Origin of the sequence: Commensalibacter melissae, from assembly GCF_003691365.1 — a bacterium.
Classification (GTDB): Bacteria; Pseudomonadota; Alphaproteobacteria; order Acetobacterales; family Acetobacteraceae; genus Commensalibacter; species Commensalibacter melissae.
Map to the genome: position 1 here is coordinate 1,386,397 of NZ_CP033087.1, position 17,239 is coordinate 1,403,635.

Annotated in this window: 14 protein-coding genes and 1 pseudogene; 7 read left to right on the top strand and 8 right to left on the bottom strand. The window is 38.7% G+C overall.

The features are described 5' to 3' along the window. Positions 1 to 50: 50 nt before the first annotated feature. The 4 genes and pseudogenes from D9V35_RS06285 to D9V35_RS06300 form a co-directional block, all read right to left on the bottom strand. Positions 51 to 1,001: a bifunctional riboflavin kinase/FAD synthetase gene (locus D9V35_RS06285; RefSeq protein ID WP_122123807.1), complete on the bottom strand. Its 951-nt coding sequence runs from the start codon at positions 999 to 1,001 to the stop codon at positions 51 to 53. A gap of 140 nt (positions 1,002 to 1,141) precedes the next feature. After that, positions 1,142 to 1,315, bottom strand: a pseudogene (locus D9V35_RS06290) (twin-arginine translocase TatA/TatE family subunit); the annotation flags it as partial. Between the two features lie 166 nt (positions 1,316 to 1,481). Beyond that, a complete protein-coding gene (locus D9V35_RS06295; RefSeq protein ID WP_230882867.1) occupies positions 1,482 to 1,949 on the bottom strand; it encodes a CHAP domain-containing protein in 468 nt (155 codons plus the stop codon). A gap of 6 nt (positions 1,950 to 1,955) precedes the next feature. Continuing rightward, positions 1,956 to 2,540 carry a regulatory protein RecX gene (locus D9V35_RS06300; protein ID WP_122123809.1) on the bottom strand — a complete coding sequence of 195 codons (585 nt, stop codon included), beginning with the start codon at positions 2,538 to 2,540 and terminating at the stop codon, positions 1,956 to 1,958. 118 nt (positions 2,541 to 2,658) lie between these two features. Here D9V35_RS06300 and D9V35_RS06305 point away from each other — a divergent pair, with 118 nt between their 5' ends. From D9V35_RS06305 to D9V35_RS06320, 4 genes are all read left to right on the top strand, one after another. Then, on the top strand, positions 2,659 to 3,849 hold the full coding sequence (locus D9V35_RS06305) for an aspartate aminotransferase family protein (RefSeq protein WP_122123810.1): 1,191 nt from the start codon (positions 2,659 to 2,661) through the stop codon (positions 3,847 to 3,849). A 9-nt stretch (positions 3,850 to 3,858) separates the two neighbouring features. Then, a complete protein-coding gene (argF, locus tag D9V35_RS06310) occupies positions 3,859 to 4,842 on the top strand; it encodes an ornithine carbamoyltransferase (RefSeq protein WP_122123811.1) in 984 nt (327 codons plus the stop codon). An 84-nt stretch (positions 4,843 to 4,926) separates the two neighbouring features. Continuing rightward, on the top strand, positions 4,927 to 5,847 hold the full coding sequence (gene hslO / locus D9V35_RS06315; RefSeq protein WP_122123812.1) for an Hsp33 family molecular chaperone HslO: 921 nt from the start codon (positions 4,927 to 4,929) through the stop codon (positions 5,845 to 5,847). A gap of 436 nt (positions 5,848 to 6,283) precedes the next feature. Beyond that, positions 6,284 to 7,156, top strand: a complete 873-nt coding sequence (locus D9V35_RS06320) for a hypothetical protein (protein ID WP_122123813.1) — start codon at positions 6,284 to 6,286, stop codon at positions 7,154 to 7,156. 3 nt (positions 7,157 to 7,159) lie between these two features. On the opposite strand, the gene D9V35_RS06325 is transcribed toward D9V35_RS06320, so the two are convergent. The 4 genes from D9V35_RS06325 to D9V35_RS06340 all read right to left on the bottom strand — a co-directional run bounded on the left by D9V35_RS06325 (position 7,160) and on the right by D9V35_RS06340 (position 12,126). Next, positions 7,160 to 7,738, bottom strand: a complete 579-nt coding sequence (locus D9V35_RS06325) for a LutC/YkgG family protein (protein ID WP_122123814.1) — start codon at positions 7,736 to 7,738, stop codon at positions 7,160 to 7,162. Continuing rightward, a complete protein-coding gene (locus D9V35_RS06330) occupies positions 7,731 to 9,206 on the bottom strand; it encodes a lactate utilization protein B (protein ID WP_205910295.1) in 1,476 nt (491 codons plus the stop codon). The genes D9V35_RS06325 and D9V35_RS06330 overlap by 8 nt, the downstream gene beginning before the upstream one ends. Further along, on the bottom strand, positions 9,203 to 9,946 hold the full coding sequence (locus D9V35_RS06335; protein WP_110438287.1) for a (Fe-S)-binding protein: 744 nt from the start codon (positions 9,944 to 9,946) through the stop codon (positions 9,203 to 9,205). The genes D9V35_RS06330 and D9V35_RS06335 overlap by 4 nt, the downstream gene beginning before the upstream one ends. 98 nt (positions 9,947 to 10,044) lie before the next feature. Further along, complete coding sequence (locus D9V35_RS06340; protein ID WP_122123816.1) at positions 10,045 to 12,126, bottom strand: protein-disulfide reductase DsbD family protein; 2,082 nt, start codon at positions 12,124 to 12,126, stop codon at positions 10,045 to 10,047. An 88-nt stretch (positions 12,127 to 12,214) separates the two neighbouring features. On the opposite strand from D9V35_RS06340, the gene hrpB reads away from it, so the two are divergent. From hrpB to D9V35_RS06355, 3 genes are all read left to right on the top strand, one after another. Further along, positions 12,215 to 14,677 (top strand): ATP-dependent helicase HrpB, encoded by a 2,463-nt coding sequence (gene hrpB, locus D9V35_RS06345; RefSeq protein ID WP_122123817.1) that lies wholly within the window; start codon positions 12,215 to 12,217, stop codon positions 14,675 to 14,677. Between the two features lie 40 nt (positions 14,678 to 14,717). Beyond that, entirely contained in the window at positions 14,718 to 15,890 is a 1,173-nt protein-coding gene (locus D9V35_RS06350; RefSeq protein WP_122123818.1) for a S1C family serine protease, read from the top strand. A gap of 263 nt (positions 15,891 to 16,153) precedes the next feature. After that, positions 16,154 to 17,221, top strand: coding sequence for a hypothetical protein (locus tag D9V35_RS06355; RefSeq protein WP_122123819.1), 1,068 nt, complete (start codon positions 16,154 to 16,156; stop codon positions 17,219 to 17,221). The last annotated feature ends 18 nt before the right edge of the window (positions 17,222 to 17,239 follow it).

A 17,239-nucleotide genomic window follows, 5' to 3' on the forward strand; every position in this document is an offset into this window, starting at 1 on the left:
ATAAAACCAATTTCTAAAAAATAAAATTTATCATTATTAATAATTCTTTTTTACAAGGAATTAACAGAGTCATTTTTTATTTTAAAAAATTCTTTCGCATTATTTGCATCCCGGGCTATTTGTTTTTTCAATTCATTCAAATCACTAAAACGTTTTTCATCACGAATAAAATGATACAAATAAACCGTAATCTTTTGACCATAAATATCCTGGTTAAAATCAAACAAATGGGCTTCCAGACAGGCTCTGGTCTGTTTTCCAATTGTTGGACGGTATCCGAGATTGGCCACTCCTTCGTGCATTCTCCCATTGGCCAACTGAATTTTAATCGCATAAACCCCGCATTTGGGCTCTACCTGTTCCCCCAACTGTAAATTCGCAGTTGGAAAACCAATTGTCCTGCCCCTTTTATCCCCATGCTCCACTATATTCTGAATGCACCAAATCCTACCCAAATAATGGGCGGCCTTTTCAGGATTACCATTTTTCAGACAGGAACGGATAAGGCTGGAAGAAATCACCGTTCCCTCTTCCCGCAAAGGTTTTACAATCGTAACGCCAATACCCAGTTTATCCGCTTCAGAAATCAAAAAATCGGTATTTCCTTGACGATTGTGCCCGAATACAAAACCCTCACCGCAAGCTACATGAAAAATCCCGAATGATTTATAAAGAATTTGATGAATAAAATTCTTTGCATCTAGCGCAGCAAATTCTTGATCAAATGTTATCTGAAAAATATTTTCAACACCCAGAGCGGACAAGGCTGCATTTCGTTCATCTGCATTCGTCAATCGAAATGAAATTTCCCTGCCTTCGAAAAGCTGTCTTGGATGAGGTTCAAAAGTTACTACAGATAAAGAACGGTCTGGAAACTGTTTTTTTAAAGTCTCCAATAAATAAGCGTGCCCACGATGCACACCGTCAAAATTGCCCAAAGCTGTTACAGAACCCCGGGCTGATAGCGGAATTGCCTGTCCGTTTGTATAGATAGTCGTCATAAACGGCAAATTTTCTTTCGTTATTAATCTAAAACCTCTTCTGAAACAACAAAACCTTATTTCTGTGTTTCGGATGATACAGGGTTTTTTTCCTTATTATCGTTAAAGGAAACAGAGGTATCCCCTTTGTTGTCGACATCTGGCAAAATTGTCTTGCTTTGTGGAGAAGAGGTTTCATCGTCGGCAATATTTTTCTTGAAAATCTTGATACCCTTGGCCAGATCCCCCATTAATGTTGAAATCTTTCCTGATCCAAAAACCAGCAAAACCACAATCAATACAATCAGCCAATGCCAAATACTCATACTGCCCATAATATATTTATTCCTTACACAACTTACACATGCAGACAATTTTCGGAAAATTCAATCGATTTTTTCTAACTTAAACACAGGAAATATCATAATTTAATTAAAATTATCATACTATATTTTACTTTTAACACCAAATTGCAAATCACGCGGTTTTTTGTTGCCTCGATCACGACTTGTTGGGAATAATAAAACCATAAGTCGCATATCGCTTGATCCCGATTTTTCCCGTAGGAGCCCACCAAACCCTTACCAAAGACCAGTCATTACGTGATGAAACATCTATAATTGGCGCCTTGTGATCAATTCTCTGCGCTTCCCAATTGGCATGATCAACAATAATCGTGCGTGAATCCTGAAGTTTTTTTACGACAGAAACATGCCCATAAGGTAATCTGGAAGTTTTACGAAAAACCAATATTGCCCCCGGTTCTGGCCTTTTGGTTCTATAGTATTTCCCTCTTGACTGATACCACCAACTATAGGCTGCCCCCTGAAGTTCAACACCAGTGATCTTGCGGGCATAGGGTGCGCATTGCAAGGAGCCATGATAGCTTCTTCCCCCTCCACAGGCAGCCAGCAAGGGTAGAATTCCAAAAAACATGATTAAGACGCGAACAAAAGATCCTGATTTCATTTTCCCCTATAAAGAACGTATTTTATTGATACATTCTTCTGCCTCTGCATGGGTCATCGATAAAACTTCTTTTGAGATTGTAAACGAAAATCCACGCCTTGCAAGGATCATTTGTTCACGATCCTTCAGTTCAGCTGTTTTTTTTAACAAACGCTGACGAAATGGTCCAATCTTCCTTTTCCGTGCATAGGCCAAAGCGGACAGCAGCTCAAGATGATCATCATGATATTCTTGCAAGGAGGACTGAATTAAGGAGGGATTGATTCCCTTTTGTATAAAACGTCCCTGAATTTGTTTTTTGGAACATCCCGCACGGATCAAGGATGGCATTTTGGAAAAAATAAATCTGTCATCATTAATACCGCCATTTTGCTTCAATTCATTGACAATCTGATCAATCTTATCGTATGCGTTCTTGAGAATTTCATCGTAATCTTGATCGTCCTCCTTTTGAATTTGTTTAATCCAACGATTGACTTTCTGCCTTAAAAGTTTAACCAATCCTGCCTCGGTATTATTATAACGGGCAAGATAATTCAGTGCATACTCTTTTAAGTCAGGAAGCTGTATCCTGTTTGACATGATTTGCATCACTTCCCTTTAAACATTATCCAATCAATTACCCTTGATTATATTAGGAATAAATTGACTTTTTTTTCTCAATCATTAATTATGTCTGTTTCCTTCAATAAAATCGACAAGAGAGATTATGATTTCCGCTTTGATGCCCACCTATAATCGTGCAGACCTTGCCTTTGACCATGGAAACGGCGTGTGGCTTTTTACGGTTGATGGGCGACGATTTCTGGACTTCGGGGCTGGAATTGCAACATCATCTCTAGGTCATAATCATCCCCTTTTGTGTAAAGCTATTTCGGAACAGGCAAAAAAAGTCATTCATGTTTCCAATTTATACCAAATTCCTCAGGCAATAAAATTAGCCGAAAGATTAATAGCAATAAGTTTTGCCGACAGTGTGTTTTTTTGCAACTCTGGGGCAGAGGCAAACGAAGGAGTCATAAAGGCTATTCGTCGCGCCCAATATAAAAACAACCATCCAGAAAGAACAGATATCATCTGTTTTAATCACGCTTTTCATGGAAGAACTATTGCAACTTTGAATGCGACAGGCAATCAAAAATATCTGGAGGGTTTCGGACCTAAAATACCTGGAATCAAACATATTCCAATACATGATATTGACCTGGTGAAAGAAGCCATTGACCAGAATACGGCAGGATTTCTGATCGAACCCATACAAGGCGAAAGTGGAATCACTGTTATTTCTCCTGATTTTCTAAAGGCATTGCGACAAATCTGTGATGAGAATGATCTTTTCCTAGGATTTGACGAAGTTCAGTGCGGAGTTGGCAGAACAGGTAAATTTTTTGCCTATCAATGGACAGATATTGAACCTGATATTCTTTCATTGGCAAAGGGTATCGCCGGGGGCGTACCCATGGGCGCTTTTCTTGCCAAGGAAAAAATCGCCAAACACATGACCTTTGGAACGCATGGATCAACTTTTGGGGGAAATCCTCTTGCATGTGCGGCTGGAAATGCAGTTATGGATATCATATTGAAACCTGGATTCCTGAAAAATATACGGGAAACAGGACTGTATCTAAAGGAACAACTGCAACAATTAACCGACATTTATCCAGATGTTTACGCTGAAGTTCGCGGAAAGGGTCTTTTATTGGGATTAAAGGGAGCCATTCCTGCAAACGAGATACAAAATGCGGCCCTAGAGCAAAATCTACTGACCGTATTGGCAGGAAATAATGTCATTCGCATAATTCCTCCCCTAATTATAACCAAGGAGGAATGCCTGGATGGTATTCACCGGTTAAGAAATGCTGCCGAGCAATTACGTAAAAACCTGAAATCTGTTCAATGAGTAATTTCTATGAATAACCCAATTATTTCTCAATCAAAAAAAATAAAACACTTTTTAGAACTCAAAGATATTAGTAAACAAAATTTAAGAGATATAATCACCCTCGCCTCTCAAATCAAAGGAATGCAGGAAGATAGAAAATATCCCTCACATCCTGCCCAACCTCTGAAAGGACGTTCAATCGCACTTATCTTTTCGAAACCTTCAACCCGTACGCGCGTATCTTTTGAGGTGGGAATTCATCAACTGGGCGGTAATCCGATTGTTTTATCAACCAGTACAATGCAGATTGACCGGGGCGAAACCATTGCCGACACTGCCCGTGTTCTTTCAAGATTTGTGGATGGCATAGTTCTTCGAACAGGCTGTACCGAACATTTGACCGAATTGGCACAATTAAGTTCTGTCCCCGTTATTAACGGATTGACTCCCGCCTCGCATCCTGGACAAGTCATGGCTGATGTCATGACCTTTGAAGAACATAAAGGTCCTATCAAGGGACGTGTAATTGCCTGGGTTGGCGATGGTAACAATGTTGCAAATTCTTTCATTGAAGCTGCCGCACAATTTGATTTTACTCTTAAATTAGCCACCCCACCCGATTTATTGCCCTCAAAAACCATACTGTCATGGGCCAAAGAAATGGGGGCAGACATTCAGCTGACCACAGATCCGAAAAAGGCAGTTAAAGATGCGGATTGTATTGTTACCGATACCTGGGTTAGCATGTCTGATAATGATTCTGAAAAACAACAACGCTTGAAATTATTGCATCCTTATCAAGTTAATCTCGATTTAATGAAACTAGCCGCACATGATGCCATTTTCATGCATTGCTTGCCTGCCCATATCGGTGAAGAGGTAACCGCTGAGGTTTTTGAAAGTAAACAATCAGTTGTTTTCGATGAAGCTGAAAATCGTCTTCATGCACATAAAGCCATTCTGATTTGGGCTTTGATGGGTGATAATTGGCGTGATTACGGCTCCCGTTAATTCCATTCTTGAAATAGACAATATTTAGCCTATCTTTTCAAAAAAGATTTCTCGGCTATTCGCTTTTTTCTTGAGAAGATAACCATGAAAAACCTTCATCATTCCAATAATGATCGACCCAATGTTCCAGATATTACCTACGGCAAGGGAATTACGCCTTTTTTCTTCCCTTCGGCAAGAGGAAGGCTCATTCGTTTGGGACCTGTGGCTCATTCCATTCTTGAACGCCACAACTACCCAGACTGTATCACCAAACTGGGAGGTGAAGCTTTGTCATTAGTTGCTGGCCTGGCTTCATCATTAAAATTTGAGGGATCCTTTTCTTTGCAAATCAAGGGAGAGGGAGTCGTGTCAATGTTGGTTGCTGATTGTACCCATAAAGGCGAGCTACGCTTCTATATTCGTTATGACAAAGACAAAATAAATGATTTTACTGAAAATGCATCAGCAAAAACACTTTTGAAAAAAGGATTATTCGTTCTGACCGTAGACCAACAAGACAAAAAAGACAATTATCAGGGGATGGTTGAACTGACAGGAGAAACACTTGCAGAAATGGCGAGTCACTATTTTAAAAATAGTGAGCAGTTTCCCTATTCAATTCAATTATATTGCGAATGCTATCAAAATAAATGGCAAGCTGGCGGCCTAATTCTTGAAAAAATTGCCCATGAAAATTCAATCGTTTTGAAACCAACCACTGAAAATGATGAAAAAGAATGGGAAACAATATGTATTTTAGCCAACACTTTAAAAGCTTCAGAGTTATTTGATAAAAATCTGGCTTCAGAAAAATTACTTTATCGTCTTTTCAACAGTTTGGAATTTTCTGTTGGCAAGCCGAAAAGTGTCGCTTATGGTTGTCGTTGTTCCCGATCAAGGTTACAAGAGGTCTTGAACAATTTTTCCAAAGATGAACTTGATGGCATGGCAGAAAATGGAAAAATTATCATGACATGCGAATTTTGCTGTTACGATTTTATTTTTTCTCGTAAAGAAATCTAATAAAAATAATATCGATTAATAAGCAAATTCAAAATAATGTTAAAATTTTCTATTTGTTGAATATAAACAAATGTGAATTCTATAGAATTTTTACTAATTATAATATTCACTTTTTAATTTTTAAATGACCAAAAAACAGATAAAAAACTGTTTTAATAAATAACACCTAATAAAATTATGATTTCTTCGTATTGTTTCAAACAAATAAGCTTTTAACTCTCTATTATCATAATCATTGTCATATTTTATTCTAAACAAATTATATCATTCATAAAATTGGAATAGTAATATGATATAATTTTTTCAAAAGATTTGTTATCATGACTAAATTTTGGAATAGGATTATATCATGATAAACAGGTTAAATATATACGTATAATTAACCTGTTTTAACGTAACCAGCAATTAATGAATTTATAAATATCAAGGGGTTGTCATGTCATTCGAATTACGCAAATCGTTATCATATCGATTTAAATTTTATTTATCTGCATTTTTATGGATTAGTCCGGTCGTGATATTATCAGCTTGTGCACATAAAGATACCACTCAATATGCACCACTAACATATGATTATCTAACCCCTATATTCCTGAATGTTGGACAAATAAGCATACAGGATCATTCTAACGCAAATCAATATCCAAGGAATATTTCCAATTTAAGCCCGACCCCTCCCGCCATGGCTTTGAATAACATGGTTAATAATCGTCTTAAAGCAAGAGGCACATCCGGAAAGGCTATATTTACAATCAGCCGAGCTTCTTTGCAAGAAAACAATGATGATGCCGTTTACGGGCAAATTGATATTCGTCTTGATATTTATAACAACAATAATAGAAAAGTTGGCTCAATTCAGGTCAGTACAAATCATACATACCAGACTGATCATAATAAGGGAGACTTAGATAGCCGAGCAAATTTATATGATATTACCCAAAAAATGATGCAAGATGTCAATGTGGAACTAGAATATCAAATTCGCAATCATTTGGAGCCCTGGATTGTTGATGCCACAGGCACACCAATTTCAGACTCAATTAAAACACAGGATTTGAATGATAAGGCATCTTCAACCGCTGTAAAACATGATATGTCCCCTCCCGATCACAGGACTATAGCACCTGCCACCAACAAACCTTCTGCTTCAAACGCAGATTTAAATGCTGTTTTCCCTGATGGCATTCCCAACAATGAATCTGCCGCACCCCCAGTCCATGATACACAACCTGTTTCTTCAACTAAAGGTAAATATCCTGTTGGGGTATTGGGAACACTGCCTCAATCAGCCATTTCCAAAAAATACTAGATTCTAAAGCAATAACAAGGAAAATGAACGTACACCCTGGGCGCCATGGATCAATACCCCTTCAATATCTGCGGTGGCCGAGGGACCTGTATGTAGTGCTGCATAATGATTTCGCCTCCATTCCGGACGTGCATACGCATCATGCAGGTTTTCCACGATTTCAGAGCTGTTCAATAAAACGACCAGATGTTGCGGCAAATAACCCAAAGTATTTACAACCAGATCTTTTTCGGTAAGACAAACAGATCCTGTTTCAGCCACACCAAAACTTGCCCTGACAACTGCATAGTCAATATCATGCAAACTATTCGGAGGCGTTTGATCCGTTATATTATAATCACCCTTTATTTCCTTAACAACAGAACAGATATTCTTTGCGTTTGAAAGTTTTTCATAAATCGAATCAAAAGGATTATCGGCATGATTTTCCAGTAATTCACCCCCCATCTGCTCAAAAACTTTCTTAAATTTTTTTATCAAATCAAGATCATTCTGGTGAAACAAGGGAACAGAAGGAGGCTTAACATATTCATCAACACAGGCCTTGCGGATTTTGCCCAAAATGATATCACGACTATTCATTAACACTTTCCTTTTTCAGATAATTCTTTTCATACCAGCCATGAAAGGTCTCCTTGGGTGCAGGTGGCAAGTCTCTCTGCTTTCCCCATTTATTGAGGTTATTGTAAACAATAAAATGTGGGAGATATTTCAATGCCCGATCGGCATTTTTTATCGCGGCCCTGTACAGGGCTGGATTGCCCAAAATTTTCCCGGCGGCCTGCATCAATATTCTTTTTGCAAGGGACAATTCACCCTTTTCTGCCAATGTCTCTCGCCACTCAAAAATTTGTTCATGAATATTGATTTTAACAGGACAGACATTGGAACAACTGCCATTCAAGGTTGAGGCAAAGGGAAGATTGCGAAATTTATGGGCATTGTATCCCGGACTAAGTATCAAACCAATTGGCCCTGCATAGGTACTTCCATAACTTAATCCACCACTACGACGAAACACGGGACATGTGTTCATACAGGCACCGCAGCGTATACATTTCAAGCCTGCCTTGAATTTCTTGTCAGCCAAACGGATGGAACGCGTATTATCGACCAGTATGACATGCATTTCCCCCCCATGATGTCTGGGCCCCCGGAAATAAGATGTATATTGTGTTATTGGGGAACCTAGCGCACTACGTGACAATAAACGAATGAATACTGCCAGATGTTCAAGTCCTGGAACTATTTTTTCAATTCCGACCGTTACAATATGCAACCCGGGTGTATTGGCAGAAAGATCGGCATTCCCTTCATTCGTGCAAACAACCACCGCACCCGTTTCAGCAACCAAAAAATTTCCTCCTGTCATGCCAGCTTCGGCTTTCAGGATCAAGGGACGATTTGTTTCGCGCTGGGTTTCGGCAAGATAATGTATATCATTATTGCCCGCCTGTGCCCCGAGAGTTTTGGTAAAAACCCTGGAAACATCCGTACGGGATTTGTGAACAGCCGGAACAACAACATGACTTGGATCCTCATTGTCCAATTGCTGGATCCGTTCACCCAGATCCGTTTCAATTACGTTGATCCCCTCCTTTTCCACAGCCTTTCGCAAACCACATTCTTCCCCAAGCATGGATTTGCTTTTCACTAAAATTTTGGTCTGGCGTTTTTTCATCAACTCGATGGCAATCGAATTACACTCTTCAGCATTTTGCGCCCAATGAACATGAATACCATTATCTTTGGCATTTTTTTCAAACATTTCGAGATAATGAGCAAGATGATCAAGCGTGTGCTCCTTGATATCCGAAGCCAACTGTCTAAGTTCCTCCCATTCTGGGATAAGATGCATTTGCGCATCACGCTTTTTACGTAAATCCCATAAACGGTTATCATGCATTTTCTCGTGGGCCTGCGCAGCGATAAAGCGATTGGCGGCTTCAAGCTGATCTATGGGTTTATTACCTTTGACAACCGCGCCCCTTGCGCCAACTTCATGTTGAAGCGCCGCATCATTCACGTCTGAATTAATATTGACATTCATTGTAGATCTCCATTCAGAACGCGTGCAATATGGGCATATTTCACGGGAATTTTCATCCGTTGCGCGCATCCCTGCTGATGCATGAGACAAGAGCTGTCTGCGGAAATTACGTATTCTGCACCGCTATTATATTGGTCCATAACCTTATCCTGACCCATTTTTGCTGAAACACCCTCCTCAAAAACTGAAAAAGTCCCCCCAAAACCACAACACTCATCAGGACGTGTCAATTCAACAAATTCAATTCCTCTTACCTTTTCAAGCAAATCTCTGGGTTTTGAGAAATATGGTTCCCTTAATTCTGACATGCTCGCATGTCTTAGTCCTCTCAATGCATTGCAATTATTATGAATGGCAACCTTGTAGGGAAAAAACGCCCAGGGAAAAGAATCAATCTTGAGAATATCATGCAGAAACTCAACCAGATCATAAGTATGCGTTCTGACATGTTTTACCTCATCAGTCTGTTCGATGGCATCAAAATTGGAACGAACCTGATGCGTACAGCTTCCCGATGGCATGACAATATAATCAAATTGCGAGAAATTCCTCACAAACAGGGTTTCAGTCGCGGCAGCCTCTTTATGACACCCCGTATTAGTCATAGGTTGACCACAACAGGTTTGATCAAAAGGATATGTAATATCCAGATCAAAACGTTCCAATAACTTTAAAGTTGAAATACCAACTTCAGGTTCCAATGCATCCATATAACATGGAATGAATAACCCTACCTTCATTTGTGCAAACCTTGATATCCATTTATAATTATTATATTTTCAATGGCAATTTATCACTTTATGAGTTGTTTCACTACTTGTAATTATTATTTCGATTTTTAATTTTTAACATTTTCAATATTTTTTATCACCAAATCCGGGGTCAGGATTTGGGGCAACACCCTGGGGTTTCCATAGGCAGGATAATAGATATAAAGTGGAACCCCTTCCCGTCCAAACTGTTTTAGAAAACGACTGATTTCATTATTGTGATGTGTCCAATCACCAATCACATATTGAATATGATGACGATGGAAATAGTCTCTTACTTTTCGGTTGGATAAAGCAACCTTATCATTAACGAGACATGTTAGACACCAACTTGCCGTCATGTTAACAAATACAGCTTTATGATCAATCTGCAATTGCTGAACATTCTTTAATGAAAATACCATATATTCCCTATTTTCCACTGTTTTATTAGAGGATTGCACAAGATTCATTTCCGTGATCATACCCCCTAACAAAATGAAAATCAGAATAAGCGTGATACTGGAAACCCTTTGAAATACACGTGTAGCAGTTTTATATCGCAATAGCTGATTTTTACCCAATAACCATGCTCCAAATCCAATTAAAACACAGCCTAACAAAACAGTTAATAAAGATATGGACTGATCATGCTGATAAATTACCCATACCAGCCACACACAGCTAAGTAATAGGGGAAATGCCAAAAATTGCTTCAATATTTCCATCCATATTCCTGGTCTCGGTAAAAAACGGATCAATTTTGGAATAAAAACCAATAGCAAATAGGGAAAGGATAGACCCAATCCCATTCCTATAAATATAAAAAAAGTTTTTTCGGCTGAACTATTTAAGGCGGCTGCTACAGCTATACCCATAAATGGTGCGGTGCAAGGTGTTGCAACCAAGACAGCAAGAATACCTGTAAGAAAATCAGAAAGGTAAGAGGATGAATTTGTTCTTGAATAAAATGAAAAATTTATCGTGAAGACATCGAGAAGATTTAAGGCAATGATAAATAATAACCAGCATAGAATTATCAAAAATGAAACCGATTGAAACTGAAAACCCCATGTTATCTGTTTTCCCATCCAGCGCAGACTTATAAATGTAAGCGATATGCCCGTAAAACTGCTCAAGATCCCTGCCGTGTATGACAGACATGACCGGTATTGATAGGCACGGTTTTTATTTCCCAAACGACTTAAGGATAATAATTTCATAGCAATGACAGGAAAAACGCAAGGCATGAAATTTAACAGGCACCCACCAAGAAAGGCACTGCTGATCAATAAAAATAGATTCAGAATATGTGAAACAGGTTTCTTTTTAATTATGGGATGAATTGACCAGTAATGAAGCTTGCCATTGTAATCCTTCAATGCCAAGATACCAGCCAAGGACTGATCAAGCGGTTTTTTAGATAATAGGGGCAATTTCAATTCAAAATATTCTGGATTGATTTTAAAATGCTGTTTTTGATCTTGATCAATCAATCCCAATCTTTCTGGCATAAACCAAGCATCCTGCACTTGATCAAATAGAGGAGCTGTTTTATTGCCCCACAATTTTCCATTTGGTGTAATGAATAAATTATATTGCAAAGGCCTAGGTTTATTATTCAGTGATTTTTGAATCAAGATCGCTTCATTTGCCTGATTGATTTTTCCTTTTGGTAGATCAATTGTAAATTCAGCCTGCACGGGAACACAGATATTGGCACAAATCAACCACGTCGCCTTGATATGGAGATGCAGATCTTTGGCACGATAGGATTCTGGAATATGAAGATAAAAAGGTAAAATAACTTCCCCATCATATATGTAAGACAATAAACCTTTTTCAAACAACCTCTTTGGAACAGGCCATTCTATTTTTGGAAATATAATTTTTCTATCATGGTTGATTGAAACTTGTAACGAAGCAGGATCTCCCGCATCTCCCGGATTCAGCCAATAAGTGTGCCACCCTTGCTCCAGTTTGATTTTAAGGGCTAGTAAAGACCGATCAACATCATCATTGAAATCGCTTGCACTGATGATACTCGCCTCAACATGCGCTTTAAAGATTTTATCGCTTTCTTTACCCCAAATAACATGCGTGTTAAACCCTATTACAATCAATAATATAGTAATCCAGAATCGCACTTGATTTAATCCTGTCCCTGTCAATAATATTCCATTTTTATCTTAAAGATGAGATAAACAAAATTAATAATCATTCATGTCACCAAGGCATTTTATCGACTAGTCTCAACTTATGTTTAAACCTGATCCCATTTCCCTACCAATACAGAATACCTTACCAGAACTCCATGATCATCTACTTACCCATCAGAACTGTATTCTTGTAGCTTCACCAGGATCAGGAAAAACAAGCCTTGTACCTTTGTCATTATTACAGGCTCCATGGCGAAACGGACATAGGATTATCATGCTGGAACCACGACGCATTGCCGCCCGAGCCGCAGCAAAACAGATGGCCTGTCTATATCATGAAACCATTGGCCAAACGATAGGTTACAGAACCCGCATGGAAAAAGTGGCCAGTTCAAAAACCCGTATAGAGGTTGTTACACATGGACTGTTCTTGAGACATCTTTTGAACAATCCATTTCTTGACCAAGTTGCCGCCATTATTTTTGACGAAATTCATGAACGTTCCCTTGAGTCTGACCTCTGTCTTGCCTTGTGTCGTGATCTTCAAAAAAACCTGAGACCGGATTTAAGGCTCATCGCGATGTCGGCTACACCATCCTTGTCTCAACTACAAAAAATATTAAACTGTCAGATTATTGAAAATAAATCAAGAATACATCCTGTAACAATACATCATCGACAAAGAGATATTCATGCAATAAAAGATCTGCCCAAAATAACCGCAGCGGAAATAGAGAATGTTTATTACAAAAATCAGGGTAATATACTGGTATTTTTACCAGGCATTGCTGAAATTCATCGCACAATGAATATGCTTGCATTACCAGATGCTGAAGTTCTTCCTCTGTATGGCGAATTACATTCCACAGAACAGGACAAGGCCTTGCGATCTGTCAGTGCCAAAGATAAAAGGCGGATAGTTTTGACCACTTCCATTGCTGAAACTTCCCTAACCGTTCCTGGCGTAAGGATTGTCATTGATGGAGGTTTTCGTCGTGCTCCTCAATTGGACGGAGACACTGGACTAACACGACTTTTAACACGAAGAATATCCAGGGCAGCAGCTGATCAAAGGGCTGGAAGGGCTGGACGTGAAGCTGAGGGAATTGTCTATCGTCTATGGACCCAAGCGATGGAACGAAGTTTTATCCCGCATGATTCTCCTGAAATATTATCAAGTGAATTAAGTGAATTCTTATTGATTTGCAAAACATGGACAGACCTTATGGGAACCTCAATAAAGGAATTGGTCTTTCCTGATTTTCCTTCCAATGGCCTTCTTGAGGCGGCCAGCAATTTACTGACTTTATTAGGTGCGTTAAATGAAAAAAGGCTCATCACTGATTTTGGTAAAAAAATTATTCAATTCGGTGCGCATCCACGTTTGGCGTCAATGATGTTAAGAGCAACCTCAAATGAAGAAAAGGCATTGGCGGCCGATCTGGCTGCATTACTGGAAGAGCGTGATCCTTTTCGTAAAAATCATGACCAATCCTGCGATATCCAAACTCGTCTGAACTGGCTACAAACCCTACCGCATAATCAACATGATAAGGAATTATGGCACCGTATCCACCATATAGGCCAGGAATATCGCAAAAGATTAAAAATACCACTCACCCAAAAATCTCTTGGAAATCCTGCCAAATTATTATGCGCCGCTTTTCCCGATCGATTGGCACAAAAACGTGATGAAATTGGATCATTCCGATTGGCAGGCGGTGGCAGTGCATATCTTTCTCAACAAGATATATTGGCAAAGGAAAAACTATTAATTGTTGCAAATATCCATACTCAGAAAAAAGCCAGAATCTGTCTGGCAGCACGCATGAATTCCGATATTCTTCCCGATTTTATCCTTAATCGGTCCCGTCATGTAGAAAATATTTCTATTGACCCAACCAATGGAAAAGTCATTGCCCGAAAACAAGTAAAATTTGGGCGGCTTATTCTACAAGACAGAAACGATATAGCCCCAGCCGAAAAGGCTTATCCGGTCTTGCTTGGCTATGTTAAAAACAATTTTTATAAGGCTTTGAACTGGAACGAGACTACGAAACAATTACAGTCACGTGCTTCATGGGCAAGACAATATTTAACAGAAGAAAAAATTCCAGATTTAACTGATGACAAGCTAGAATTACATATTGAAAAATGGCTATCCCCCTGGATCACACAAATCAATAATTTGAAAGATCTAAAAAAAATAGATTTAAAAAATATTCTCGAAGCCTATCTTGGTTATGATATTTGCCAAAAACTAAACCGGTTATTTCCTGAATTTATTATATTGAATCATAATAAATTTTATATTGATTATACACAACCCGCACCCATTATTTCAGCACATGCACAAAAATTTTATGGTATAAAAGATACTCCTTCTATTGCAAAAGGACAAATTCGATTACAATGCTGCCTTCTGTCCCCAGCCAATAGACCTCAAGCAGTAACCAGTGATTTGAAAAATTTTTGGAAAGAGGGTTGGAAAGATATGAGAAAAGATATGAAGGGGCGTTATCCCAAACATCACTGGCCAGAAAATCCCATGAATGACGAATAATAGTTTATTTAATAACTTAAATTTTTTGAATAGATTAATAATGTTTGTACCAATTGAATATTCAAACCAGATAAAAAAAAAGCTAGGTCTCAATCTCAAGACTTATCTCATTATTGTTTTATTCAATTTTCCCGTCTATGCCCAGGATATAAATAAAAAAGATATCGAACCATCAAAAACAGTCATTCCATCCGACACATTTACGGCCTCCGCAACACCACTTGTAGAAAATGGGCCTCTGACCTTTTCCCCGCTAGTGAAAAAAGTTGTACCAGCCGTTGTTAACATTTCGGTTTCCCAAAATATATATACAAAACAATCCAGAAACATTCATATACCACCCTCCTTAAAGGGAACACCATTTGAAAAAGAATTCAGGCAACGTCAACATACCCGCAACCGTAGGGTTACAGAAGCTGGGTCTGGTTTTATCATTGATCCCCATGGGATCATAGTAACCAATACGCATGTAATCGGGACTTCCAACAACATAACAGTATATCTTGCGAATGGAAAACGTTTCACAGCAAAAGTTATCGGTAATGATTCTCTCACAGACATAGCAGTCATCAAAATTGATAGCGAACATCCCCTTCCCTATGTACAATGGGGTGACAGTCGCAAAGTGGAGGTTGGTGACTGGATTCTTGCTGCAGGAAACCCTTTTGGCCTTGGTTCTTCCGTCACTGCCGGAATTGTATCAGCTCGTGGTCGCGATATTGGTTCCAGCCCTTTTGACGATTTTTTTCAATTGGATGCTCCAATGAATCCGGGAAATTCTGGAGGACCATCCTTTAACCTTGCCGGACAAGTTATCGCCTTGAATACCGCAATTGTTTCCCCTACCGGAAGTTCTGTTGGAATTGGTTTTGGTATCCCCTCTGAAATCGCCGCCCCCATTGTTACTCAACTATGTAAAACAGGATTTATTGACCGCGGATGGCTTGGTGTTACCCTTGAAGAGGATTCTGGACACAATGGAGTGAAAATCATTGATCTTGATCTGGATGGCCCGGCCTACAAGGCAAAAATCAAAATTAATGACCGCGTTGAATTAATTGACGATCAGCATGTAGACACAATTCGTACTTTTATTAAAACAGTGGCCATTGCACATCCTGGATCAAATTTACAACTGACAATAAGGCGCAACAAGAAAACCATCAAACTTGATGTTACGGTTGGTCATCGACCAAAAGATGATGTAGAATAACAAAATTTTTTTATCTCTTGCTAAAATAAAATTTTTTTATAGATTGATATCATGAATACGAATAATTTTATTACATTGGTGATCAATTTTATCTTAAGATAACAATTAAATGAATATTTTAATCCGTTTAACAAATATAATATTTAATCTTTACTAATTACAAATGGTTATAAATACTATTAATTGATCACTTGAAATTATTTAATCATAAAAAATCGTTATAATTTATGTTTTCCCCATAACTTTGATTGAGGAATTTTTTGATGCATCGTCGTTTCATACAAACCCCTGTATCTCAATTTTTATTGTTTTGCAATAATACTAAAATAAATTTTTCGTTAATTTGCATCTCTGTGATATTTACTTCACATTACACATATGCAAGCAATGCATCTAAATCCGATATAAACAATTCATCAATCAATAATATATCCGACAGTGTCAATGTATTGGATGAACAACGATATACGGGTTCCCTTCTTTCCCCTTCAGGTGCCATTACCAAGGCAGGTATCCTTGCTTTGGAACCGTATCTCCAATCTACAATCAGCCGTGGGGCCTATCAATCCGATGGCAGTGTCAAAAATAGCAAACACAGAACAGATTCAGCGGACAGTTTCCTTTTGATCAAATACGCCATTACCGATAATCTGACCATTCAGGCAACCCCACAGGTTAATTATGCCTGGAACGGTAAAACCACATCCAGCAGTGTACATATTTCTGACTTGCCTGTAGAATTTCAATATCGCTGGATTGACCAGGATAACGCACATTATCGACCCAGCTTCACGACTTTTCTGGGCATGAATTTTCCTACCGGCAATTTTGATCAGTTGAACCGTTCCCTTGATGCTTTTGGAAGTGGACAATATACCCTACGTTTTGGTCTTCATTCCCAAGCAGCCTATAAAATATTTCATCGCGCCATACGCTTCCGCTGGTGGGGTGTAGGTCGAAAACCTATTGGTCACCGAAATATCAAGGGGATAAGCAACTATGGTACAGATCAGGGTTTTGCAGGCACAGTCAGAGGTGGCTTATTTGGCAACGCCGGATTTTCATTTGAATTTGGAATAACCAAAGCATGGGTATTGGCCTTTGACTTTCAGTATGATTGGGCTCAGGGGACACATATTAAGGGAAATTATAATCACCAGCGTTATTTACGCCATATCACAGGTGCCTCTCATGATTTTCAAATCGCTCCTGGTATAGAATATAACTTTACACCGGCCGTTGGACTTATCGCTGGTGCGGCATTGACCGTTGACGGCCATAATACCAATGATTTCATTCAACCTCAATGTGCCGTGAACATCGTTTTTTAATCTGATAAAATTTAACTT